Annotated in this window: 20 protein-coding genes; 12 read left to right on the forward strand and 8 right to left on the reverse strand. The window is 59.5% G+C overall.

Features of this window, described 5'->3' with window-relative positions; genetic code table 11:
• Positions 1-33 precede the first annotated feature (33 nt).
• The 9 genes from ACB030_RS03200 (at position 34) to rmf (ending at position 13,862) form a co-directional block, all read left to right on the forward strand.
• On the forward strand, positions 34-255 hold the full coding sequence (locus tag ACB030_RS03200; protein ID WP_371157959.1) for a DUF2835 family protein: 222 nt from the start codon (positions 34-36) through the stop codon (positions 253-255).
• Between the two features lie 425 nt (positions 256-680).
• Entirely contained in the window at positions 681-5,522 is a 4,842-nt protein-coding gene (locus tag ACB030_RS03205; RefSeq protein ID WP_371157961.1) for an NAD-glutamate dehydrogenase, read from the forward strand.
• Positions 5,523-5,568: 46 nt separating this feature from the next.
• Positions 5,569-6,579: a quinone-dependent dihydroorotate dehydrogenase gene (pyrD, locus tag ACB030_RS03210; RefSeq protein ID WP_371157963.1), complete on the forward strand. Its 1,011-nt coding sequence runs from the start codon at positions 5,569-5,571 to the stop codon at positions 6,577-6,579.
• Between the two features lie 85 nt (positions 6,580-6,664).
• Positions 6,665-7,201 (forward strand): cell division protein ZapC, encoded by a 537-nt coding sequence (locus ACB030_RS03215; protein WP_371157965.1) that lies wholly within the window; start codon positions 6,665-6,667, stop codon positions 7,199-7,201.
• Between the two features lie 285 nt (positions 7,202-7,486).
• Entirely contained in the window at positions 7,487-9,658 is a 2,172-nt protein-coding gene (rlmKL, locus tag ACB030_RS03220) for a bifunctional 23S rRNA (guanine(2069)-N(7))-methyltransferase RlmK/23S rRNA (guanine(2445)-N(2))-methyltransferase RlmL (protein ID WP_371157967.1), read from the forward strand.
• A complete protein-coding gene (locus ACB030_RS03225) occupies positions 9,658-9,888 on the forward strand; it encodes a glutaredoxin family protein (RefSeq protein ID WP_371157969.1) in 231 nt (76 codons plus the stop codon). Before rlmKL ends, ACB030_RS03225 begins: the two co-directional genes overlap by 1 nt.
• 70 nt (positions 9,889-9,958) lie before the next feature.
• Positions 9,959-11,869, forward strand: a complete 1,911-nt coding sequence (locus ACB030_RS03230; protein WP_371157970.1) for an ABC transporter ATP-binding protein — start codon at positions 9,959-9,961, stop codon at positions 11,867-11,869.
• Positions 11,870-11,877: 8 nt separating this feature from the next.
• Positions 11,878-13,524: a DUF3466 family protein gene (locus ACB030_RS03235; protein WP_371157971.1), complete on the forward strand. Its 1,647-nt coding sequence runs from the start codon at positions 11,878-11,880 to the stop codon at positions 13,522-13,524.
• Between the two features lie 158 nt (positions 13,525-13,682).
• Positions 13,683-13,862, forward strand: a complete 180-nt coding sequence (gene rmf, locus ACB030_RS03240; protein ID WP_005315693.1) for a ribosome modulation factor — start codon at positions 13,683-13,685, stop codon at positions 13,860-13,862.
• A gap of 84 nt (positions 13,863-13,946) precedes the next feature.
• Here rmf and fabA read toward each other — a convergent pair whose 3' ends face one another.
• From fabA to ACB030_RS03280, 8 genes are all read right to left on the reverse strand, one after another.
• The gene (fabA, locus tag ACB030_RS03245; RefSeq protein ID WP_106886764.1) at positions 13,947-14,507 is read right to left on the reverse strand and encodes a 3-hydroxyacyl-[acyl-carrier-protein] dehydratase FabA; all 561 of its coding nucleotides are present in this window, start codon (positions 14,505-14,507) and stop codon (positions 13,947-13,949) included.
• Between the two features lie 78 nt (positions 14,508-14,585).
• A complete protein-coding gene (locus tag ACB030_RS03250) occupies positions 14,586-16,562 on the reverse strand; it encodes a Lon protease family protein (protein WP_371157972.1) in 1,977 nt (658 codons plus the stop codon).
• Between the two features lie 120 nt (positions 16,563-16,682).
• A complete protein-coding gene (locus tag ACB030_RS03255) occupies positions 16,683-16,835 on the reverse strand; it encodes a hypothetical protein (RefSeq protein ID WP_371157974.1) in 153 nt (50 codons plus the stop codon).
• Positions 16,836-16,854: 19 nt separating this feature from the next.
• A complete protein-coding gene (locus ACB030_RS03260; RefSeq protein ID WP_371157976.1) occupies positions 16,855-17,295 on the reverse strand; it encodes a hypothetical protein in 441 nt (146 codons plus the stop codon).
• A gap of 142 nt (positions 17,296-17,437) precedes the next feature.
• Positions 17,438-17,683: a hypothetical protein gene (locus ACB030_RS03265; protein ID WP_371157978.1), complete on the reverse strand. Its 246-nt coding sequence runs from the start codon at positions 17,681-17,683 to the stop codon at positions 17,438-17,440.
• Between the two features lie 129 nt (positions 17,684-17,812).
• Positions 17,813-18,148, reverse strand: a complete 336-nt coding sequence (locus ACB030_RS03270; protein ID WP_371157980.1) for a hypothetical protein — start codon at positions 18,146-18,148, stop codon at positions 17,813-17,815.
• A 265-nt stretch (positions 18,149-18,413) separates the two neighbouring features.
• Positions 18,414-19,694: a tyrosine-type recombinase/integrase gene (locus ACB030_RS03275; RefSeq protein WP_371157982.1), complete on the reverse strand. Its 1,281-nt coding sequence runs from the start codon at positions 19,692-19,694 to the stop codon at positions 18,414-18,416.
• A 288-nt stretch (positions 19,695-19,982) separates the two neighbouring features.
• Entirely contained in the window at positions 19,983-20,288 is a 306-nt protein-coding gene (locus ACB030_RS03280; protein WP_371157984.1) for a YebG family protein, read from the reverse strand.
• A 256-nt stretch (positions 20,289-20,544) separates the two neighbouring features.
• On the opposite strand from ACB030_RS03280, the gene ACB030_RS03285 reads away from it, so the two are divergent.
• Genes ACB030_RS03285 through ACB030_RS03295 form a run of 3 tightly spaced genes read left to right on the forward strand, consistent with a single transcriptional unit; the run spans position 20,545 to position 24,383 of the window.
• Positions 20,545-21,189: a paraquat-inducible protein A gene (locus tag ACB030_RS03285; RefSeq protein ID WP_371157986.1), complete on the forward strand. Its 645-nt coding sequence runs from the start codon at positions 20,545-20,547 to the stop codon at positions 21,187-21,189.
• A complete protein-coding gene (locus tag ACB030_RS03290; RefSeq protein WP_025326992.1) occupies positions 21,167-21,775 on the forward strand; it encodes a paraquat-inducible protein A in 609 nt (202 codons plus the stop codon). Before ACB030_RS03285 ends, ACB030_RS03290 begins: the two co-directional genes overlap by 23 nt.
• Positions 21,776-21,830: 55 nt before the next feature.
• Entirely contained in the window at positions 21,831-24,383 is a 2,553-nt protein-coding gene (locus tag ACB030_RS03295; RefSeq protein ID WP_371157988.1) for an MlaD family protein, read from the forward strand.
• Positions 24,384-24,489 lie beyond the last annotated feature (106 nt).

The raw sequence follows: 24,489 nt of genomic DNA on the forward strand, positions 1-24,489 counted from the left end.
CTCCTGCCCGTTTTTCATCAAGAGGAGGGGGGAATGAGGCAGTACACCTTTCGGTTGGCCCTTGGCCGCGACGAGATCATGCTGATGTACCAGGGCCAGGCCAGACGGCTGGTGGTGCGCACCGAGCAGGGGTTGACCATAGAGCTGGGCCTGGAAAAGATCCGCTCCTTTGTCAGCGTCAACGGGGTGCACGGTCACTTTCGGCTGGTTACCCAGGATGATCACCGCTTTGTTCGCCTGGAGAGGATCTCCTGAGGGCCGCTCACCATCCAAGAGCGCGGCCTCGAAAGGGTTGCTTGCCGTAGTCGAACCGCTGGTGTGAGCGTCCTGTAGAGGGGAATACCCCTGCTTGCGGCGCCAAATGCAGGACGATGAGCGCCCCGTTAGCCCAAAACGCATAAATTAACAAAACATGAACATTATTCCGGGTAAATATCTGCTTTAAGTCACTATCTATCCGGTAAATCGACTAACAACCAGTGCGATTTTCTAAATTTTAGCGACTTGGCAAAATTTATCACAACCCAAGCCGTGATCTGCCCCTTGTTTTTAACATCCCGTTATCACCTTTGCTCGCCTTCCGCGATCCAAGTCATTACACTTCGCAGCAACTCTGTACCGGCGCGCATCCTGGGTGGATGTCGCCGTGTCTGTGATGTCGTCCGATAAGGAAACTAGCAATGGCATTGAAAGACGCCCCTACCTCAGTTCTGCTCGAAAACGTTCTCAGCCTGATCCATCAGAAGTTGCCCAAGAACAGTGCCTCCCTGGTCGAGTGCTTCGTCGCCAAGTTCTACGGCAACATGGCGAGCACCGACCTGCACGATCGCAATGACAGCGATCTCTACGGGGCGGCGCTCAGCCTGTGGAATGCGCTCAACCAGCGCACCAGCACAGAGCCCTATATCCGGGTCTACAACCCCGAGCTGACCCGCCACGGATGGCAGTCTCCCCATACCATCGTCGAGATCATCCTGCAGGACTCTCCCTTCCTGGTGGACTCCATCCGCATGGCGCTCAAGCGCCGGGGTATCACGGCCCACATGATGCTGCACCAGCCGCTGCACCTCATTCGCGGCAGCGATGGCAAGATAGGCGCCATCCTGGATCTCGACAACACGGCCTCCCAGACCTCGGTCGAGACCGCCTTCCTCATCGAGATCGATCATCTGACGGATGAGGAGCAGATGGATGCCCTGACCGCCGAGCTCAACTCGGTGGCAAGGGAAGTGGCCCTGGCTGTCGGGGACTGGCAGCCCATGCTGGGTCGCCTCAACGAGATCATCGAGGAGCTGCCCAAGCGCAAGAACCCGGTCAGCCAGGCAGAGGTCGACTCTTGTGTGGCCTTCTTGAAATGGGTCGCCGCCCACAACTTCACCCTGATGGGCTATCGCCGTTATGACGTGAAAGCGGTGGAGGGGGATCATGAGATCCTGCCGCTGCCAGAGTCGAGCCTCGGCCTGATGAAGAACTCCATCAAGGACGAGGGGCAGCGCCTTGGCAACATGCCCGCCAGCGCCCGTCACGCGGCCCTGAGCTCTGACTTGCTGATCCTCACCAAGTCCAACTCCAAGTCCCGGGTACACCGCCCGGCCTATGTGGACTACATCGGCATCAAGCGCTTCGACGAACAGGGCAAGGTGGTGGGGGAAGATCGCTTCATCGGTCTCTACGCCTCCTCTATCTACAACACCAGCGCCACCCAGATCCCCCTCATCAGCCACCGCCTCGAGCGCATCATGGCCGCCTCCGGCTTTGAAACGGGCTCACACGCCTACAAGGCGCTGCTCAACGTGCTGGAGACCTATCCGCGCGATGAGCTGATCCAGGCCCGGGAAGAGGAGTTGCTGGCCACAGGTCTTGGGGTGCTGGAGATGCAGGAGCGCGACATGCTGCGGCTGTTCGTGCGCCGGGATGTCTACGGCCGCTTCTTCTCCTGCATGGTCTATGTCACCAAGGAGCGCTACAACACGGCGCTGCGAGTCAAGACCCAACAGATTTTGCAGAAGTATTTTGGCAGCAGCGAAGAGGTGGAGTTTAACGTCTACTTCACCGAGGGCGTGCTGGCACGGACCCACTACATTGTGCGGGTCAACAACAACAACGTGGATGTGGATGTGAACGAAGTACAGAACAATCTGATTGAAGCGGCCCGCAGCTGGGATGACCGCCTGGATTCCGTGCTGCTCTCCCATTATGGGGAGGCCCGTGGCAACGAACTGCGCCGCCGTTTCAGCACCGCCTTCCCCCGCGCCTACAAGGAAGACGTGCTGCCGGGCTCTGCCGTGGCCGACATCATGGCCCTCGATGGCCTGAGTGAAGCCGAGCCGCTCGGCATGCTGTTCTACCGCGCCCAGGAAGAAGAGAACGATCGCCGGGTGCGCCTCAAGCTGTTCCACCGCACCGAGCCCATCCACCTCTCCGACGTCTTGCCCATGCTGGAAAACATGGGGCTGCGCGTCATCGGCGAGACGCCCTACCAGGTACGGACCCCGAGCGGCGAGATCTTCTGGATCCTCGACTTCTCCATGCTGTTGCGCGGCACCCAGCCATTCAGCCTGGCCCAGAGCCAGCAGCGCTTCCAGCAGGCTTTCGCCGCCATCTGGAACAAGACCCTGGAAGATGACGGCTTCAACCGTCTGGTGCTGGGGGCCGGTCTCACCGGTCGCCAGGTCTCTGTGCTGCGCGCCTATGCGAAATACATGCGCCAGACCGGCGTCTCCTTCAGCCAGTCCTATATCGAGGAGACGCTCACCCGTTACCCCGACATCGCAGAGCTGCTGTTCACCCTGTTCGAGCAGCGCCTCAATCCCGCCATCAAGCAGGATGCCAAGGCATTAGCCAAGCTGCACGAGCAGCTCGCCGCCAAGCTGGATCAGGTGGCGAATCTGGACGACGATCGCATCATTCGCCGCTACATGGAGATGATCGACGCCACCCTGCGCACCAACTACTACCAGCCGGATCAGGAGGGTCAGGCCAAGCCCTACATCTCCTTCAAGCTGGCCCCGGCCAGCATCACCGACATGCCGCTGCCGCTGCCAAAATTCGAGATCTTCGTCTACTCGCCGCGGGTGGAAGGGGTGCATCTGCGCTGGGGCAAGGTGGCCCGTGGCGGCCTGCGCTGGTCCGATCGCAAGGAGGACTTCCGTACCGAGGTGCTGGGTCTGGTCAAGGCGCAGCAGGTGAAGAACACCGTCATAGTGCCGGTTGGCGCCAAGGGCGGCTTCTATTGCAAGCAGATGCCGGCGGGGGCGCCCCGCGCCGTCATCCAGGAAGAGGGCAAGGCCTGCTATCGCCTCTTCATTCGCGGCCTGCTCGATGTCACCGACAACATCATCAAGGGGGAGGTGATCCCGCCGAAATCCGTGGTACGCCACGACGAGGATGACTACTACCTGGTGGTGGCCGCCGACAAGGGTACCGCCACCTTCTCCGACATCGCCAACGAGATAAGCCAGGAGTATGGCCACTGGCTCGGCGATGCCTTCGCCTCCGGCGGCTCGGTCGGTTATGACCACAAGAAGATGGGCATCACGGCGCGCGGCGCCTGGGAATCGGTCAAGCGTCACTTCCGCGAGATCGGCGTCAACTGCCAGACCACCGACTTCACCTGCGTGGGGATAGGTGACATGGCCGGCGATGTCTTCGGCAACGGCATGCTGCTCTCCGAGCACACCCAGCTGGTGGGCGCCTTCAACCACATGCACATCTTCATCGACCCGACTCCCGATGCGGCCAGGAGCTTCGTCGAGCGCAAGCGGCTGTTTGAGCTGCCGGGCTCGAGCTGGGATGACTACAACCGGGAGCTCATCTCCGTAGGGGGCGGCATCTTCCTGCGCTCCGCCAAGTCCATCAAGCTGAGCCCGCAAATTCAGACCCTGCTCGGCACCGACAAGGCCAGCATGGCCCCGAACGAGCTGATCAAGGCGCTGCTCTGCCTCAACGTGGACTTGCTCTGGAACGGCGGCATAGGCACTTACGTGAAGAGCGCCCGCGAGAGCGACGCCGACGTGGGGGATCGCAGCAACGACGTGCTGCGGGTCAATGGCCGTGACCTGCGTGCCCGCATCGTGGGGGAGGGTGGCAACCTTGGCTTCACCCAGCTCGGTCGGGTGGAGTACGCCAGCCAGGGCGGTCACATCAACACCGATTTTACCGACAACGTGGGCGGGGTGGATTGCTCCGACAACGAGGTCAACATCAAGATACTGCTGAACCAGCTGGTGGCCGCAGGTGAGATGACCCTCAAGCAGCGCAACCAGATGCTGTACGAGATGACCGATGATGTGGCGCAGATCGTCATCACCAACGCCTATCGCCAGTCCCAGTCCATCTCGGTGACCGCCTTCCGTGGCGCCGAGCAGTTGAAAGAGCAGCAACGCTTCATCCAGGGGCTGGAGCGGGAAGGCAAGCTGGACCGTGCGCTGGAGTTCCTGCCCTCCGACGAGGAGCTCTCCGAGCGGATGGCCGCAGGGCAGGGGCTGACCCGTCCGGAGCTGGCGGTGCTGGTGGCCTACGGCAAGATGGTACTGAAAGAGCAGCTCAACTGCCCGGAAGTGACCGAGGAGCCCTTCCTCGCCAACATGCTGGTCACCAGCTTCCCGGCCCAGTTGCAGCAGCAGTTCGGTGCCGAGCTGGCCCAGCACCCGCTGCGGGGCGAGATCATCGCGACCCGGGTGGCCAACATGCTGGTCAACGACATGGGGCTCAACTTCGCCAGTCGGATGAAGGACGAAACCGGTGCCTCGGTGGCGGAAGTGGCCTGCTGCTTCGCCATGGCCCGTGAGGTGTTCGGTCTGGGCACCCTGTGGCGTGACATCGAAGGCTGTGACAACCTGGTGAGTGCAGAGACCCAGCTCGAGATGATGTTCTACAGCCGCCGCATAGTGCGCCGTGCCACTCGCTGGTTCCTGCGTGCCCGCAACCGCAGCTGGAGCATCGGCGAGAACATCGCCTTCTTCCGTCCGGCCTTCGAGACCCTGGGGGAGCACCTCTACGAGGTGATGGACGAGAGCGAAGTGGCTGAGCATCAGCAGAAGGTCGCGGAGCTGGTGGCCAAACAGGTGCCGGAAGCCATCGCCCGTCAAGTGGCACACATGAGCAGCCTCTTCTCCAGCCTGGATCTGGCGCAGATTGCCGCTGAGCACAAGACCGACATAGTGCGCGCCGCCAACGTCTACTTCCGCCTCGGCGCCAAGCTGGATCTGCACTGGTTCCTCGAGCAGATCAACCATCAACCGGTGGGCAACCATTGGCAGGCGATGGCCCGGGCCTCCTTCCGCGAGGATCTGGACTGGCAGCAACGCAGCCTCACCTCAGTGGTACTGGAAGGGTGCAAAGATCAGGGAGAATGCGCTACCATACTGGCCGACTGGATTTCGGAGCATGAGCAACTCTTGTCCCGTTGGACCCATATGTTGGCCGACTTCAAGACCACGAGCACCCACGAGTTCGCCAAGTTCTCGGTGGCCTTGCGAGAGTTGAACCTGCTCCAGTTGAATTGCCGAACCTCGGCATAACCCCTAAAGCCCCGGCCAGTTGCCGGGGCTTTTTTAAGGAGCAAAAATGTTGTACCCCCTCGCCAGGCATTTCTTGTTCAAGTTCAATCCCGAACAGGCACACGATCTCTCCATCAAATATTTGCCCCGCCTTCTCGGTACGCCACTTGATTGTTTCTTCCGCCATTCATTGCCCAAACGCCCCGTCACTGTCATGGGGCTTTATTTTGCCAATCCGGTCGGATTGGCAGCCGGGCTGGATAAAGACGGGGAGTGCATCGATGCATTTGGGGCCATGGGGTTTGGCTTTATAGAAGTCGGTACCGTCACCCCCAAGCCCCAGAGCGGCAATGACAAGCCGCGGTTGTTCCGGGTAATTCCGGCGGAAGGGATCATCAACCGGATGGGATTCAACAACAAGGGTGTCGATCATCTGGTGGCCAAGGTGAAAGAGGCCAAATATCAGGGGGTGATCGGCATCAATATCGGCAAGAACAAGGACACCCCCATAGAGCAGGGCAAGGACGATTATCTGATCTGCATGGACAAGGTTTATGATCATGCCGGTTATATTGCCGTCAATATCTCGTCCCCCAACACCCCGGGGCTGCGTTCGCTGCAATATGGTGAGGCGCTCGATGAATTGCTGGCTGCCCTCAAGGCTCGCCAGCAGGAGCTGGCCGCGCAATATAAGAAGTACGTGCCGCTGGCCGTTAAAATTGCCCCCGACCTCAGCCTGGATGAAATTAATCAGGTAGCCGCCACCTTGATCAAAAACGGAATCGATGGCGTCATCGCCACCAATACCACCCTGGAGCGCGACATGATTTATGACATGCCCCATGCCGGTGAAGCAGGGGGCCTCAGCGGCCGTCCGCTCCAGCACAAGAGCACAGAGGTGATCCGCCTGCTGGCCAAGGCCCTCAATGGGGCCCTGCCTATCATAGGGGTGGGTGGTATTGACAGCGCCATGGCCGCCCGGGAGAAATTAGCGGCGGGTGCCAGTCTGGTTCAGATTTACAGCGGCTTTATTTATAAGGGCCCGAGTCTGGTCAAAGAGATAGTTACCCATATTTAAAAGATAACCGCTTGCCCTTATTTAAAGTTGCTCAAATTCTCGACATGGAATAAAGTCGAGGAACGGCTTAAGTAAGGGCAACTCCATGTGTATCCAACCCAATGACAATTGGCAGTGGCATTATGATGCTCAGGATGATCGTCTGATGCTGGATTTATCCGATCGCATGATATTCGCCACCGAATATAAGGGGCGACAACTCGTCCCCAGCTCCTTCACGACCCAACCTTTTTGTGTCGACGATGCCGCCCTCTATTACCAGCTGATGGACAAGGCCGCCGAACTCGATTGGAGTGTTCCCCATCAGGTTCAGCTGGTACTCAATGCCATCGCCGTCAGCCGCTTTTATAAACCCCTGATGCCACAAAGCTGGTTCTTTCATGAACAGCAGAATCATTGCTCGCCGGATATGGGCTCCCTGGTGTGGATGGAGACTCCCCATGGCAGGGGAGAGTTCATGGTCATCGAGGCCGGCGATCAGGCGAGCGTCTGCCTGAACCTGACCGAGGAACTGGTGCTGACCGCCAGCAAGATCCTGCCACGATTCGCGGTGATCAAGGTGATGAATAACCGGATGCAGACCAGGACCCGTGCCCAGGCACAATATCGACAGGTCAGCTGACACTGTCTCTGCACGTTATTTTTGGTTGATATTCATACGCCCTCGAAATAACCGGAGCCGGTTATTTATTGCTCGTCTCTCCCATGCCGTTGCGGCAGCTTCCTTGGGTCACTTCGTCGCCGTTTGGCGTGCTCCCTTCTGCGCTGGATATTGAGTTGCATCGTCTTGCCCGCGCCCTCTGTACCGGCGACAAGAGCAAGGACGGGAGGAATTGCGCCGGCCAGCCCCCTTTATATTCGCGCGAACCCCAAGGTTCGGATGCCGAGTGCGGGCCGATAAGGTATAATGCGGCACTATTTTTATGGCATCCCCGTGAGCGTGATGAAAGAATTTTTTGCAACCTGCCCCAAGGGGCTGGAAAACCTGCTGGCCGTCGAGCTGACCACCCTGGGCGCGGAGCAGGTCCGTGAGACCGTGGCCGGCGTCCACTTCAAAGGCGAACTGGCCATCGGCTACAAGGCCTGCCTGTGGAGCCGTTTTGCCTCCCGCATCGTGCTGGTGCTCTCCGAATTCCAGATGAACGACGATCTGGATCTCTATCTCGGCGCCCACACCATTCCCTGGGAAGAGCACTTCCCCGGCACCGCCACCATAGCCGTGGACTTCACCGGTACCAACCCGGCCATTCGCAACACCCAGTACGGCGCGCTCAAGATCAAGGATGCCATCGTTGACCGCTTCACCAAGCGTGGCCATGTGCGCCCGGACGTCGACAAGAAGTCGCCGGACATCCGCATCATGGCGCACTTGGGCAAGGGCAAGGCCAACATCACCCTGGACCTGTCCGGCCCGGCGCTGCACCAGCGCTTCTACCGTCAGGGCACAGGCGAGGCGCCGCTCAAAGAGAACCTGGCCTGCGCCATGATTGCCCGCAGTGGCTGGACCGGCGAGCCCATGATGGACCCCATGTGCGGTTCCGGCACCCTGCTCATCGAAGCGGCCTTTATCGCTGCCGACATGGCGCCGGCCCTGCGCCGGGAGCGCTTCGGTTTCGATCGCTGGCTGCAACACGATGGCGATCTGTGGCAGAGCCTGAAGATGGAAGCCCAGGTGCGCGCCAAGCGTGGCATGCAGCGCTGCGAAGTGAAGTTGTTTGGCTGCGATGCCGACCCCCGCGTGCTGATGAAGGCCCGCGACAATGCCAAGGCGGCCGGTGTGGCCCACCTCATCACCTTCAAGCAGGCCGACGTGACCGCGCTCGAGAACCCGCTGCCGATGCCTGCTGTGGAAGGGGAGGCGCGCCAAGTCGGGATGCTCATCTCCAACCCGCCCTATGGCGAGCGTCTGGGGGAGTTCCCGGCCCTGCTGGAAGTGCACCAGGCCCTCGGCGATGCCCTGCGCCGCAGCTTCCAAGGTTGGAAGGTCACCATTCTGTCTGCTTCCCCTGAGCTGCTGAGCTGCCTGCGCCTGCGGGCCGACAAGCAATATCGCCTGTTCAACGGGGCCCTGGAGTGCCAGCTGCGCAACTACCAGATAGCGCTGGACTCCGTGGCCTCCCAGAAAGAGGTGGCACAGGACTTTGCAAACCGTCTGCGCAAGAATCTGAAGACCCTCGAGAAATGGGCCAGCAAGGAGGGGATCGACTGCTATCGCCTCTATGACGCCGACTTGCCGGAATACAATGCCGCCATCGACCGCTATCGGGATTACCTGGTGGTGCAGGAGTACGCCGCCCCCAAGGACATCCCCGCCCAGAAGACCCGTCAGCGTCTGCTCGACATGGTGCAGGCCGCCATCAAGGTGACCGGCATGGACGGTGAGAAGGTGATCCTCAAGGTGCGCGAGCGTCAGGAAGGCAAGCAGCAGTACCAGAAGCTCTCCGAAGAGCAGCACCGGATGGAAGTGCAGGAGTACGGCGCCCGTCTGTGGGTCAACCTCTACGACTACCTGGATACCGGCCTCTTCCTCGATCACCGTCAGACCCGTCGCATGCTGGGTCAGATGGCCAAGGGCAAGCGCTTCCTGAACCTGTTTGCCTATACCGGCAGTGCTACTGTGCACGCAGGTCTTGGCGGTGCGAGCGAAACCACCACGGTGGACATGTCCCACACCTACCTCAACTGGGCGCAGGACAACATGCGGCTCAACTCGCTGGTGGGCCGTCAGCACAAGTTCGTCCAGGCCGACTGCCTGAAGTGGCTCTCCGAGGCCGAGGATCAGTACGATCTCATCTTCATCGATCCGCCCACCTTCTCCAACTCCAAGCGGATGGACGAGAGCTTTGACGTGCAGCGGGATCACCTGCTGCTGATGCAGCACCTCAAACGCCTGCTGGCGGCGGACGGCACCCTGGTGTTCTCCAACAACAAGCGCCACTTCAAGATGGATCTGGCCGGTCTCGAGGCCGCTGGCCTCAAGGCCCAGAACATCACCGGCAAGACCCGGCCGAAGGATTTCGAGCGCAACCAGCATATCCACAACTGCTGGATCATCACCCACGCCGAGACGCAGGCCTGATGCTGACCCTGTTTCACACCGACGGCTGCCACCTGTGCGAACAGGCCTGGGCGCTGGTGGAGGAGGCCGGCCTTGCCGCCAGTACTCGCCAGTGTGACATCATGGAGGACGAACAGTGGCTGGCGGCCTACCGGGTGCGTATCCCTGTGCTGCGGGATGACGCCGGCCGCGAACTGGGCTGGCCCTTCACCCTGGCACAGCTGCAAGGCTGGTTCGCCGCTCGGGTGTGAGTGAACGATTTGACGATAAAACGGGGGCAGAGTCTGCCGCCCGTTTTTTCATAAGTAACAAGGAACAAACATGGCACTTTTGACATTGCACGGCGCTTGTCTGTCGTTCAGTGATTTCCCGCTGCTCGACAACGCCGAGCTGACCATAGAGCGCGGCGAGCGCCTCTGTTTGGTGGGACGCAACGGGGCGGGCAAGTCCACCCTGATGAAGGTCATCGCCGGCGAGTTGCCGCTGGATGACGGCCGTCTGGTGTTGCAGCAGGACTTGAAGGTGACCCGTCTCGAGCAGGATCCCCCCGCCTCGAGCGAGCTGACCGTGTTCGACTATGCCGCCGAAGGGCTGGCCGGGGTGGGGGAGCTGCTCAAGCAGTACCACCACATCTCCCTGGAGCTGGGGCACGATCCCTCCGACGCCAACATCCGCAAGATGAGCGAATTGCAGGAGCAGCTCGATTATCAGAACGGCTGGCAGCTCGAGACCCGCATCAATCAGGTGTTGACCCTGCTGGGGCTGGATCCCGACGTGACCCTCGACAGTTTATCCGGTGGCTGGCTGCGCAAGGTGGCCCTGGCCCGTGCGCTCGCCTGCGACCCCGATCTGCTGCTGCTGGACGAGCCGACCAACCACCTGGACATCGACGCCATCAACTGGCTGGAAGAGTTCCTCAAGGATTTTCGTGGCGCCATCGTCTTCATCTCCCACGATCGGGAGTTCATCCACAAGCTGGCGACCCGGATCATCGATCTCGATCGGGGCGCCATCACCTCCTGGCCCGGCAATTACGATCAGTACCTGCAAGGGAAGGAGGAGTGGCTGCGGGTCGAGGAGCTGAAAAACGCCGAGTTCGACCGCAAGCTGGCCCAGGAAGAGGTGTGGGTACGTCAGGGTATCAAGGCCCGTCGCACCCGCAACGAAGGCCGGGTGCGCGCCCTCGAGGCGATGCGCATGGAGCGCAGCCAGCGCCGCGAGCTGCAGGGCAAGGCCAAGCTGCAGATGGACGACGTCAACCGCTCCGGCAAGCTGGTGTTCGAGACCGAAGGGCTGGGGCTGGACTTTGGTGATCGCACCCTGTTCCAGGGGCTGGATCTGCAGGTGCTGCGGGGCGACAAGATTGCCCTGGTCGGCCCCAACGGCTGCGGCAAATCGACCCTCATCAAACTCTTGCTGGGCCAGCTCGAGCCGAGCCGCGGGCGGGTCAAGGGCGGCACTAACCTGGAAGTGGCCTATTTCGATCAGTACCGCGAGCAGCTCGATCCCGAGCAGACCGTGGTGGACAACGTGGGGGAGGGCAAGCAGGAAGTGATGGTGCGCGGCCGCTCCCGCCACATCCTGGGCTACCTGCAGGACTTCCTGTTTGAACCCAAACGGGCGCGGACCCCGGTCAAGGCCTTGTCAGGGGGCGAGAAAAACCGTCTACTGTTGGCCAAGTTGTTCCTCAAACCCAGTAACTTGTTGATTCTGGATGAACCAACCAACGACCTGGATGTCGAAACGCTGGAACTTTTGGAAGAGCTGCTGACCGATTATCCCGGTACCCTGCTGCTGGTCAGCCACGATCGCCGCTTCATCGACAATACCGTGACCGGCTGCTGGCTGTTTGAAGGGGATGGGCGGATCAGCGATTATGTGGGCGGCTATGCCGACATGATGGCCACCCGGGCCCTGCAGAGTCAGCAACAGGCGACCAGGGCGGCTGCGGCCAAGGTGGCAGAGCCTGTCGCGTTGACGGCGGAGCCGGCGAAAAAAACACGCAAACTCTCTTACAAGTTGCAACTGGAGCTGGATAATCTGCCAGCCCGGCTGGAACAGCTGGAAACGGAACTCGATGCCCTGCAGGCGGAGATCAACCATCCCGGGTTCTTCTCCCTGCCGGCGGAGCAGACCCAGTCCAAACTGGATGCATTGCATGCGGCAGAGTCCGCATTGGAACACGCCTTCTCCCGTTGGGAGGAGTTGGAAGCGTTGAAACATCAAGACTAAGGAAGTAGATGAAAAAGCAATTATCCATGCTGGCCATCCTGGTCGGCGCCAGCCTCAGCGCGCAGGCGGCACAAAGCTCCTTCTTCACCATTGTCGATGACGAAGTCAAAGGATATGCCAGCGGGATCAGTGCCGATGGCAGCGGACTCATCGGGATCAACACCAAGAACAACATGGCCGAGTACTTCTCGACCGTGCGCTCTGCCGACTTCCTGGTCGATCGTTTCCGCTTCGAGCAGGGTTGCTTCCTTTCAAGCTCCGTCTGTGACTCCTTCTGGGACGAGAATCCGGGCTTTGCCTACCAGTGGCGCCGCGATTTCCTCGATGGTGTCGATCAGCGCAGTGGCCTCGGCTATGTCACCACCAACCAGACCGATGGTCTGGTAACGGCGCTGGGGGATGCCCCGACCGATCGCGCGGGTTACAAGATGGACGGCAAGCTGCGCACCGCCTTTGCCATCGTCAATGACGGCAACCCGGTTGAGCTGAAAGATGCCGCCGGCACCCACAGCCTGAGCGTCCCGACCAGCATCAAGAAGCTGGACAACGATCAGTACCTGGTGACCGGGACTGCCGCCAGCGGCAAGTACCGCCACAACGTGGGCGGTGACTTCTATAACTGGTGTTTCGCCGGCAATGACGATGAGTATGGTGACTTCCGTTACTGCCCCGGGGTCGATACTCAGGCCAGCTTCTGGCTGCTCGATGGCTCGGGTGGTCTCAACAAGCTGATACAAGCCCCCGACTATGGCCGTCAGCGCGACGAAGTGCTGCAGACCGCGTCTGCATTCGGTGTCGCTAAGTTCAATGGCACCCTGTACGGCGTGGGCTACAGCTCCACCGGTGAGGTAGGGTCGGGAAATCTCGACGGCCGCAATCTGGCCAGCTACTGGACCCTGGACCTCGATGCCGGCACCGTGGGGACCACCAAGATCATCCCGCTGCCCGATGGCGAGCCGGGCAAGGATGACAGTGTGCTGCAAAATAGCTGGGCCGTGTCTGTCAACGAGAATGGCTATGTGATCGGCAACCAGCGTTACAGCATCAACAAGGGTCAGAACCGACCGACCGAGATGTTCCTGTTCAATCTGAACAATCCGAGTTCGGCGGCAACCATCCCCTTGCAGGACAAGCCGCTCTCCGGCTCCGGCTCAGAGGGCGCAGCCATCAACGATCACAACATGGTGGTCGGCTGGCGTGACTCCCGCCATCAGACCCAGCCTGTGGCCAACGGCACCAACCGCATGCAGGAAGCCTTCCTGCTCAATGCGGCGTCCCCGAGCAACAATTGGTACCTGAACGACCTGATCTGTGGTCTGGATGATGCCGGTGCCAAGCAGTGTGCCCAGCATGGCAAGTATTACCACATCGCCTACGCCAGCGGCATCAGCAGTGATGGCACCATAGCCGCCACCGCCTATCGCTACAACAGCGAGAGCGATCTGAACCTGCGCACCAACGCAACCGTGGTCGCCGTCAAGCTGAAGCCGGCCGTGGCGGACTATCAGGGCAACAAGCCCGCTGAATATGTGGTGAGTAACGCCCCGGTCAACAACCAGACCGGTCAGGATGGTGAAGATGGTGGTGGTGGCAGCCTGTTCTGGTTGACTCTGCTGGCCTTGCCCTTCGCCTGGCTACGCCGTTACCAGCGATAAAAAATGTGTCATCAAAAATTAATGCAGTTCAGTATCTTGTGTCACAACGTCTGAATAGCATGGAATTTTTTGTTTGACCCTGCTTCCCCCCTGGGGTAAAGATGAAAGCGACCCGGTGAAAACTTGGTCGCTTTTTTGTTCCACGAAGAGGGTCGTAGATGATGAAGAGACAGAAACGGGACCGTCTGGAAAGAGCTCGTGCTCGTGGTTATCAGGCTGGCGTAGTCGGCAAACAGAAAGAAGCGTGTCCGTACCAATGCCTGGATGCCAGAGGGCACTGGCTTGGTGGTTGGCGCGACGCCATGGAGGGGCGAGGCTCAGGCCTCTTCATGAAGTAACCGAGACTTCATCACTCATTGCAAAAAGGAAAGGGGCCATGGCGGCCCCTTTACGTTGTCACTCTCTGACCGGGTCAGAGCAGATCAGAATGCGGTGGTGTCTTTGAACAGGCCCACTTTCAGGTCGGTCGCGCTGTAGATAGGACGACCATCCACCTCGACCACGCCGTCGGCAATGCCCATCACCAGCTTGCGGTTGATGACGCGCTTGAAGGTGATCTTGTAGGTCACTTTCTTGGCAGTCGGCAGGATCTGGCCGGTGAATTTCACCTCACCCACGCCCAGAGCGCGTCCCTTGCCGGGGCCGCCTTTCCAGCCCAGGAAGAAACCGACCAGCTGCCACATGGCATCGAGCCCCAGACAGCCCGGCATGACGGGGTCGCCAGGGAAATGGCAGTCGAAGAACCAGAGATCCGGGGTGATATCGAGTTCGGCCAGGATTTCGCCTTTGCCGTGTTCACCACCGTTGTCAGTGATCTTGACGATGCGATCCATCATCAGCATGTTGGGGGCGGGCAGCTGGCTGTTACCCTCACCAAATAATTCGCCACGGCTGCAGGCAAGCAGCTCTTCACGGGTAAACGACTCTTTACCTTGTTCACACAGGGAGAGGTGGGTATTAGTGGTGTCGTTATCTAGGGTCACGCTGTTTATCCTTCATATGGGTCAAAGCCGGGCCAATTTAGCTTACAGTTGTTCGCTAAACAACTCCGATCACTTTATTTAGAGGCCGAATAGACGGCCCAGCAGGTTGCGCAGCACACCACTCTTGGGGGCTGTGCCATTGAGTTCATCCAGTCTGTCCTGGATCCGGCCAAACAGGGTATCCGGCATGTCAGGCTCGCCGGCCACACAGCCGGTCAGCAATTCGATGGCCTCTTCCACATGATCTACCGGGTGGATATGGAACTGGCCCGCTTCCACGGCGGCAATCACCTCATCGGAGAGGTTGAGCTGCTGGGCGTTGGTACCGGGCAGAATGATGCCTTGCTTGCCGGTGATGCCGTGGATCTTGCACACCCGGAAGAAGCCTTCGATCTTCTCGTTGACGCCACCCACAGCCTGCACGTTGCCGAACTGATCGACAGCGCCCGTCACCGCGAAGCGCTGGGAGATGGGTTGGCGGGCGAGGGCAGAGAGAAGGGCGCACAGACCGGTCAGAGAAGCGCTGTCGCCATCAATCTCGTGATAGGACTGCTCGAACACCAGGTTTGCCGAGAGGGGCGAGGGGTTCTCTGCACCGAACTTGTTGGAGAGATAGCCGTGGATGATCATCATCGCCTTGGCATGAATGTGGCCTGCGAGCTCTGCCTTGCGCTCGATGTCGGCCACGTCGCCATCCCCCAGGTGTACTGTGGCGGTCAATCGAACCGGTTCACCGAAGTCATAGGGATGACCGGCCACCTGGATGACGGAGAGGCCGTTGATCTGGCCGACCTCTTCACCGTCGGTCTGCAGCAGGATCTGGCCATCGATGACCCCCTGATCGGATTGCTCCACCAGGTAGTTGAGGCGGTAATCTTGCTCCTCCAGGGCGAGCAGTATGTGCTCGTCGGTCACCTTCTCGGCCTCCAGCTCGCGGGCCAGGCTGTCGGCCATGCGCATGATGGCGCTGAGTTGCACCTCCGAAAGGGAGAGCCACTCCTGATGGTCACAGAGACGGCTGGCATGGCGACACAGGGCGAGGAGGGCACCCGGAGTGAAGTCCAGCAGGTTCCAGCGCAGCCGCAGCCAGGCCAGGTATTGCAGGAACTCGGGCAAGTCCTCTTCGATGTTCACCTCGGACACCAGATCGGCGCGCAGGAAGATGCGCTCGGACATGTCTCTGTCCAGCATCTGGAACTCGGCCACATCCAGCCGGTCTCCCACCAGGATCAGTTTGAACCGGATAGGCGTGGCCTCTGGGGTGAAGAAGGGGGTCAGGGTCTTGCCTTCCTGATAGGCATTCCAGTCCAGCTCGCCTTTTTGCATGGCGTTCTTGAGCTTGAACCAGAGATGGGGCTGATCGAGCAGCTCGTCGAGTTGCAAGATGAGGTAGCCGCCGTTGGCTTCCCGCAGCAGGCCCGGCTCCAGCAAGTGCTGGTTGGCATAGACGGAGCCTTGCTCCGTCTGGTAGTTGATGGAGCCAAACAGGGTGTCCCAGTTCAAGTCCCGGCCATAGATGACGGGAGCTTTCTGCTCTTCGTGATGGATCAGCAGGTTGATGAGCACCGGGTGCTGGAATTCGAGTCCCTGGGCTACGTGCGCCGCCAGATCGGAGAGAAAGTCCACGATCTTGGGATCATTTTCCTGCTTGCGGATGATGCGAGTGACCAGGCGTTCGGCATCCAGATGATGGCTCATCAGCTTGAGCAGCTCGCCAACCATCTCGCAGAATTCAAACCCGGTACCGGGTTGCAGACGCAGCCAGATAGGCTTGAACGGGTTGTTGAGGTTTTCGGTGTAGCAGAGATCGAACAGATCGCCATCCTTGCCATTGGAAGAGGCTATCAAGGTCTGGCAGACACTCTCATAATCCGCACCCGGAAAGCCGTTGAGCAGCATGACCGGGCAGTCACCATCAAAACTGGCCAGTCGCTTGATGCCGGAAATGGCTCTGGGTTGCAGGGCGGCAAAAGGGATGGGTTCAAGCTCGCTGAGCGTAGGGAACTGCTCAATAGTGAAAGCGGGTTTTAATTGTTCTGATGTTAATTCAGCCACTTAAGACATCCGGTCGGGGATAGGATCAATTGTTTCCATTATACACAGTTCAATTGGCGGTAACAGGAAACAAGCATATGTCATTTAACATAATATGCATTATGCGCAATGACGGATGCATCAGGCGTGGTCGTGGTTATCAGCATCTTTACGTTGGGAAGCCAACATCGATAAAGCTTCATCCAGGCTATAAGTCCGGCCTTGTTCGATGTCTGTCATGGCCAGCTCAAGCAACTGACGCAGCGGCTCACAAGCATTTGCTTCAGGGGTCATGGTTTCTCCGTTAGGTCGGTCAGGTCTGTTCTAGAGTCAAGTCTTGAAGATGCTTGAGGCGCATGCGCAAAACGTCCATGAACTTGGGGTTCACCAACATGCTTACGAAAAGCTCATGTTGGTGCTCAAGAGTGAATCCACCACTGCCATAGACCTTCATGTTTATATAAGTTGCAGCAAGCATTGTTACGTCATCGATTAGGTCATCTGGATCACCATCTTGGTCGATGAGTCGAGATACTGAATAGTCAACGATCGGAACTAGATAACTGAAGTCATCATCTTGCGCAGGCGCAGGTAATGTTTCAAAAAAACTGAGCAGTGGTTCTTTGACATGAACCCAATCATACAGTGGCGTGTTAGCCCGTCCGTTGCGCTCAATTTCTTGCTGTTTTTTGACTCGTGCCGCCTTGGCTTTGTTTCTCGCTCGCAGCTGCCTTTTTGGGGATTTGGTTGCCATATCCTTGAGCTCCTTCCTGATGAGCTTCATATGGTGAACGTGAGAAAAGTAGATCGCAAGTAGGTGGAGATGCCGATAACCCCATTTATCGGCATCATCATGAGAGATAACAAGGCTTTATTCAGCCGGCTCTGCGGCACAATTACTTCACCAATCCAACGCATGACGATGAACCATCACGAATGCCAGTCTCGGCCAGCTTAAGAAGATCCTCCCCCAAATCAGCAAGACCGGCCATCCGGTTTCCCTGTTGTTTGGCAATGTAGAGGTCGACCAACTTGGCCAACTGATCCGCCAAAGCCCCCTCGCCCACAACATCTGCTCGCTCAACCAGAAAGTCAGGCGGTGCCTTTTCCTGGTCGAAGTAGTCATCCCAATGATCAGACATACGCCCTCCCCTTAGTCGATATTCTGAAACCACAAATGTCCCATTTTGAGACAAGAGTCCACTATTAAAAAAAGGGAGTCAGCATGTTAAATCCTGACTCCCTTCTCTTTTTACATATGTCGGTGTTATTTAGGCGGCCAACCACCATTTGCGTTTAGGGAGCGTGGTCGACTGCTGCTGTTTCCTCGTGCTTTTACATATATCTTTGATGAGTATTTTCAGTTCATCCATATCGACAGCATGCAGGGTGAGTGACCAAAATGCCCTCTCTTGGCTATAGTGCATGCCATTGGCATAAAGCAGGGTGGCATTCTCAAAGCGAAGCTGGTTGCAGGGAGCTTCCATCTGCAATCCTGTTTCAGGAAACCAGATATTCAATGTCCCAGAGGGGATCAAGGTAAATTGGGCCATCAGATCGCCCTGCCCGACTATTTTGTAGGTTTTTTTGATGATGTCCATCGGCATAGGATTAGTCTCGGTATTTCAGCAAGTTATTATGTTGATTGTGTTCTCTGTTGCTGGCGGCAAATAAGGGATGCCTGACCCGCTGATGACAATGCACTCTTTCCATGCCGCCCCGTTGTTCCCTGAACCGACTGACATCACAGAGAGGTACAACATAACAGCCTCAGCTTGTATGAGACCTTAATGAAACACATGCTGTTTTAAAAATACACAATGGATGCAAGTGGGTATTTCAGTAGTCGTTATTATTTTCAATTGTTATCTCTCACTTGATGTTTAACCTGTCTAAGGGCTTTTGTTGCGCACTCTCGTGGCGTTCGCTGTTGCCGGTGTGCAGGTATTTGGATGTGGTATCTATGCTGTCGTGTCCTGCGTCGGCTTGCACGTGTGACAGCGGCCGGCCATGCAGATTGATGTCGTGGGTGATGCCGGTATGGCGGATGGAGTGCGGCGTCAGGGTGCGCATCTCGGCGGCGTCCTGGTCAAAACCATCCTGTTCGGCCAGGTTGGCGGCCTGCTCGAAGACCGCCATCACCAGATCCCGCAGTTGGCGGATCCCCAGGTTGGCGTTGAGCTCGCCTTGCTCCCGGCCATGGGCCGCCGCCCTGTGGCGCACGAAGAGCGGCGCCTGTTCGCCCGGGGCTGGCAGCGGCGAGAGCCCAAGAAAGGTGCGATAGCGTGCCAATGCATCCAGCAGCGCCTGGGAGACGGCCACGGTGCGGCGTTTGCCGCCCTTGCTACGGGGTATGTCATAGCCCCAGACGCCGGTCTTGCTGTCGCGGCGAAACTGGCTCATGACGGGGCTGAAGCCCGGTCTGGCCGCCACCTCGGAGATACGCAGATAACAGGCATACATGAGGCAGATGAGAAACCGGCTGCGCTCATGCTGGGCCGGGCATTCGGTTGCCAGCTGCTCGGTGGCCTGCATCACATAGGACCACTGCAATTCGGTAAAGGACTGGGCCTCTTCACCGGCATCCTGGTTGTCCGGCCGCTTGACCCGCTGCAGCAGGAGCGCCGGATTGCGATCCATGTACTCCTCCTGGATAAGGAACTGGAAGAAGGCCGACAGTATGGCGAGCTTGGTCTTCATCGCCTGTTCGCTCAGGCGGTATGGCAGCTCGCGGCCCAGTTCCCGCTTGCCGAGAAACGGTCGCCACAAGGGGTTGGGCAACCGCTCTCCCCACTCCTTGTCGAGCACGAACTGGGCCACGTTTCGGTATGCGATAAGCGCCTGTGGCGGAGCCTGGCAGTAGTCGAGATAGCGCATCATGATGCGCCTGGTGAGATCCCTGGGGCTGATGGCCACCTCGCAGAAACACCAATGCAGGAAGGTGGTCAGCTCGCTGCGGTAGGTCTTGTAGTTGTTCTCGCTGTGGCGCTGCTCCAGCAGCCAGTCGACGGCCAGCTCATAGACGAGGCCGGCATCGGGGACACTGCCCAGACTGAGAGTGGCCAGATACTGGTTGACCTGGGGATTGCCCGCCTCCAGATGGAGCAGATTATCGAACAGCGGCATGGCGGGCGGCAGTGACGGATGGGTCATGATGGTGCTTGTGAGTCTTGTTGAGTGAGGCTGGCACTGTGTCGCGCAATCCTGATGCCGATAAATGGGTTATCGGCATCAGGAGATGCCAGATGGCCAGGGGATGAGCCTTCAAGGCTTATCCTGGCGGACACAGGTCAGGATGGAATATGGTTTTTATTCAATGAATATGCACTTATGTTGGAAATTTCTCGGGGTAAATAGCGACAAGAGTGACTGTAAATGGACTCTACATGAATATTGTGGTGCGGAGACCAGGGCTGGACGCCCTGCCCCGCTCTTCCCTTGTCAGGCCACGCTCTTGAGGGATTTTCCCTTGGGCTTATCGGCGTCCAGCTTGTCTTCCCTGGGGCTGATCCCCTGCCCCTTGCCACCGCGCAACACGTTTTGCAGCAGATCCCGCTGTTCGGCCAGGTAAAAGGCCAGGCTCTCCTGCTGCTCTGGCGTCAGCTGGACAGGTGCCCCGGCCAGCAGCGTCATCAATTCATCGGCGGTATCCAGCAGCTTGTCATAGGCATCCGCCTCTTTCTTGCTGGCAAAGGTCATCTTCTCCACTCCCCCACGCACGACAACATACTTGATCTCAACGGCCATAGCGGCGTCCTCCTCATGATAGTGACTGCAAGTATATGTATGAATATACAGTGTTGCAAATAACACTCAGGAGCCGCCAACGCGCCCATCGCTTTATCGGGCGTCCCTTATGTGGCAACTGGGTCCCGTGTTTCTCTCCATGGCCCTGGGAGTTGGTTGGCCAGGCCATCTTTTCTTGGCCAGAGGTTGCGCCCCGGCAAGACAGCGAAGGCGTTTTAGGGTAAATTTTATCAGTTCCTTCAACAGGTTGAATCGTATGTCGGATCCCCACTCCGTGATCGTCTGCCCGGCGTGTGACTTGCTGATCGAACGCAAGCTGCTGCCCCTGCGTCGTCACGCCCATTGTCCGCGCTGTCACCAGCATCTCTATGGGCGCTATGCTTTTCGTCCTTCCCAGCTGATGGCCCTCACCATCACCGGCTTCCTGCTGCTCCCCTCCGCCTTCTTCGAACCCCTGCTCTACCTGCGCCTGGCCGGGGTCAACTCCGATGCCAACCTGCTCAAAGGCATTCTGATGTTGTTTGAGGAGGGCGAACTCTGGGTGGCGAGCCTGGTGCTCTGGTGCGCCGTGCTGGCGCCGGCGGGGTTGCTGCTCGGCATCTTTGCGCTCGCCTCCGGCCTTGCCAAACGCTGGCACCTGCTGGCCCCGACGCTCAAGGCTGTGGAGGTATTCCGGCACTGGGCCATGCTGGAGGTCTACATCGTCAGCCTGCTGGTCGCCCTGTTCAAGCTCATCGACATCGCCGATGTGCGTCTGGGAGGCGGTCTGCTCAGCCTCGGCATCTTGATGCTGCTCAACATGACGCTGCTCATTCTCTTCGACCCCGCCCCCTACTGGGAGCGGATCCCGCTGCAAAACGCCTCGCAGGAGCCGGATCATGATACCGACCAGCGCCCGTGAACTCGGGCTCTGCCGCTGCCACACCTGCGGCCTGCTGGTGCGCTACCAGAGCGCCATGAGCTGTCCCCGCTGCCACAGCCCCCTGCAGATGCGGATCCCCCGTTCGCTCGCCTGGTCATGGGGCCTGCTGGCGCTCGCCACCTTCATGCTGCTGCCCGCGAACCTTTTGCCCATCACCCACTTCTACAACAAGGGATTACTGCAGTCCGATACCATTTTCAGCGGTATCATGGCGCTCTATCGCAGCAAGATGTCAGGGATAGCCACCATAGTGCTGACCGCGAGCATCATAGTCCCCATCGGCAAGATACTGGGGCTGGGCTGGATCTGCTGGCAGTTGCAGCGCAGCAAGCCGGTGCGGCGCAAGCGTCAGCTCATCATGTATCGCATCATCGATTTCATCGGCCGCTGGTCCATGCTGGATCTGTTCGTGATCTCGCTGATGGTGGCTCTGGTGGATCGCGGCGTGCTGCTCAACGTGCGGGCCGGGCCCGGGGCAACTGCCTTCGCCGGCGTGGTGATCCTCACCATGATGTCTGCCCGGATGCTCGACACCCGTCTGCTGTGGGACAAGGCGGCCCGTTAATGCATTTTTTCTGTATCGGATGTGCTGTGCATCACAGCCAATTTAAGGAGTCGCTATGATCGGGGCTGAACCCGTCATTGAGAAACATCGCTGGTTATCCCCAGTCTGGTTGTTGCCCTTTATCGCCCTCTTGCTGGCGGGTGGTTTCATCTACCAGCAGTGGACGAGCAGCGGTCAACTCATTCGCATCAACTTTGCCCAGGGCAACGGCATCTTGCCGGGCAAGACCCAGCTGCGTTATCAGGGGGTGGCCATCGGGGTGGTCCAGGATCTGGAGCTGGCGCAGGACGGTCGCAAAATAGCCGTGCTCGCCAAGGTCGACAGCCGCGCCCGCCCGCTCATCCGCAAGGGCTCCGACTTCTGGCTGGTGAGCCCCAAGGCGTCGCTGACCGAGATCTCCGGTCTCGATACCCTGGTCTCCGGCAACTACATCAACCTGCAACCCGGTCGGGACAACAACCCGCTGGAGGACGAGTTCGATGCCCTGGACGGCCCTCCCCCCGGCTATCAGGCCCAGGGGCGCACCCTGCATCTGACCGCCGACTCCCTGGGATCGGTCGGCATCGGGGCCAAGATCTACTTCCGCGGGCTCGAGGTCGGCAGCGTCATCAATACCCGCCTGGGCGAAGACAACCAGAATGTGATCCTGGATCTGGTGATAGAGCCGCGCTTCGAGCACCTGGTCAAGGTGGATTCCCGCTTCTGGAACATCAGCGGCATCAAGGGCTCCTTCAGCCTGGCCGGTGTCAGCGTGGAGGCTGGCAGCCTCACCTCCATACTGAGCGGCGGCATAGCGTTCGACTCTCCCAAGGCGTCGCCCGTCGCACAGAAGGGGCTCAATTTCACCCTCTATAAAGGGCTGGCCGAGGCGGCCCGTGGCGAGCGCATCACCATCCAGGCGGGGGATCTGCCCGTCAAGGATGGCATGCCCATCCTCTATGAAGGAATAGAGATTGGCAGGATAGACCCCATTCGCCTGACCGAGCAGGGCCGGGTCGTCACGGCGCTGATCAACCCAGAGCAGGCATTTCGAATGACCGGCAAGAGCCGCCTGGTCTGGGAGACGGTCTCCCTCTCCCCCACCGGAGTCAAGCACGCGGATCGCCTGCTGGCCGGACCGGCCATTCGCCTTGACTATGTGGCGGGTGAACAGGTCAGCACCATGACGCTGGCGAGCCAGGAGCCGCGCGATGGCATCAAGCTGACCCTGCAAGCGGACGATCTCGCCGGCCTGAACGAGGGAGCCCCGCTCTGGTTCAAGGGGTTGCAGATAGGTGAGCTGGGGGCACTGACCCTGGATGCCGGCGGCAATGCCAGCGTCAGCCTGCTGGTGAACGAGGGTTATCAGCACCTGCTGAAGCGGGCCCGTTTCTATCGCGCCGCCCCCTTGCAGGTCCAGGCCGATCTGAGCGGCCTCAAGGTGGAGACCAGCCCGGCGAGCGCCTGGCTGGCGGGCGGGATCAAGCTTGTCCAGGCCACCGTGGGAGAGCGTATCGATCGCCTCTATCCCAGTCAGGAGCTGGCCCTGCTTGGCAGTCGTGATGCAAGACCCGAGCGCTGGACGCTGCGCGCCGAGCAAGCGGACGGGATAGGCGTAGGCTCCCCCGTCCTCTATCTGGGGCTGGAAGCGGGCAAGGTCAAGGCGTTGAAAGCCGAGGAGCGCGGGGTGGCGATCACCCTGGAGATAGACGCCGTCTACGCCCCCCTGCTCAAGCAGCAGCCCCAGTTCTGGAAGAAGGCTGCCATCGACGGCAAGATCCGGCTCGACGGGGTGCAGGTCAAGATGGGCAACCTCGCCACCCTGCTGCGGGGGGCCATCGAATTTGACCGGCTCGGCACCGGCCGCAGCAGCCATCAGTTGTTTGACAGCAAGGAGCAGGCCAGCACCCAGGTGCGCACCCTGACCCTGACCGCCGACAGCAACCCCGGGCTCGGGGTGGGCAGCCCCATCCGTTACCGCGGGGTGGACATCGGCAAGGTGGAGCAGATTGAACTGGATCCCGCCCTTGGTCAGGTGAGCTTCAGGGCCGAACTGGATGGGCAGTACGCCGCCCGCTTCCTGCAGAGCGGCGCGCGCTACACCCTGGTGCAGGCCAAGCTCGGGCTGGGGGGCGTCTCCCACCTCGACACCCTGATCAAGGGCGCCTTCGTGGAGGCAAGCCCGGGCCAGGGTGCGGGCAAGGAGCGCTTCCCCCTGAGTCAGAGCACCCCCATCGGCTTGGCCCTGACCCTCAAGAGCCCCTCCGTGAGCGGCATCAGCGTCGGCAGCCCCCTGCTGTTTCGCAAGATGGTGGTGGGCAGCGTCAACGGGGTGACTCTGGCACGGGATGGCAGCGAGGTGCTGATCGAGGTCAACGTCGCTCAGGAATACGCCCACCTGGTGCGCGCCAACAGCCGCTTCTGGAACGTGTCCGGGGTCAAGGCCGACATCGGCCTGACCGGCGGCACCATAGAGGTGGAAACCGTGCAGAGCCTGCTGGCCGGCGGCATCGCCTTCAACACCCCGGAGCGGGAGATGGGGCCGACCGTCAAGGCGGGCCACAGCTACCCGCTCTATGGCAAGGCAGAGAAGGAGTGGCTGGAGTGGAGCCCCCGCATCCAGCCCTGACCTGTTGACCCAAGCCCGGCCCAGTGCCGGGCTTGTTCGTTTTGCCCATCGCCCATTCAGAATATTCCGACCCCTGTGGTACTATGTCGCCCCTCTTTTGGGTCAG

Origin of the sequence: Aeromonas sp. S16(2024), assembly GCF_041403065.1 — a bacterium.
GTDB lineage: Bacteria > Pseudomonadota > Gammaproteobacteria > Enterobacterales > Aeromonadaceae > Aeromonas.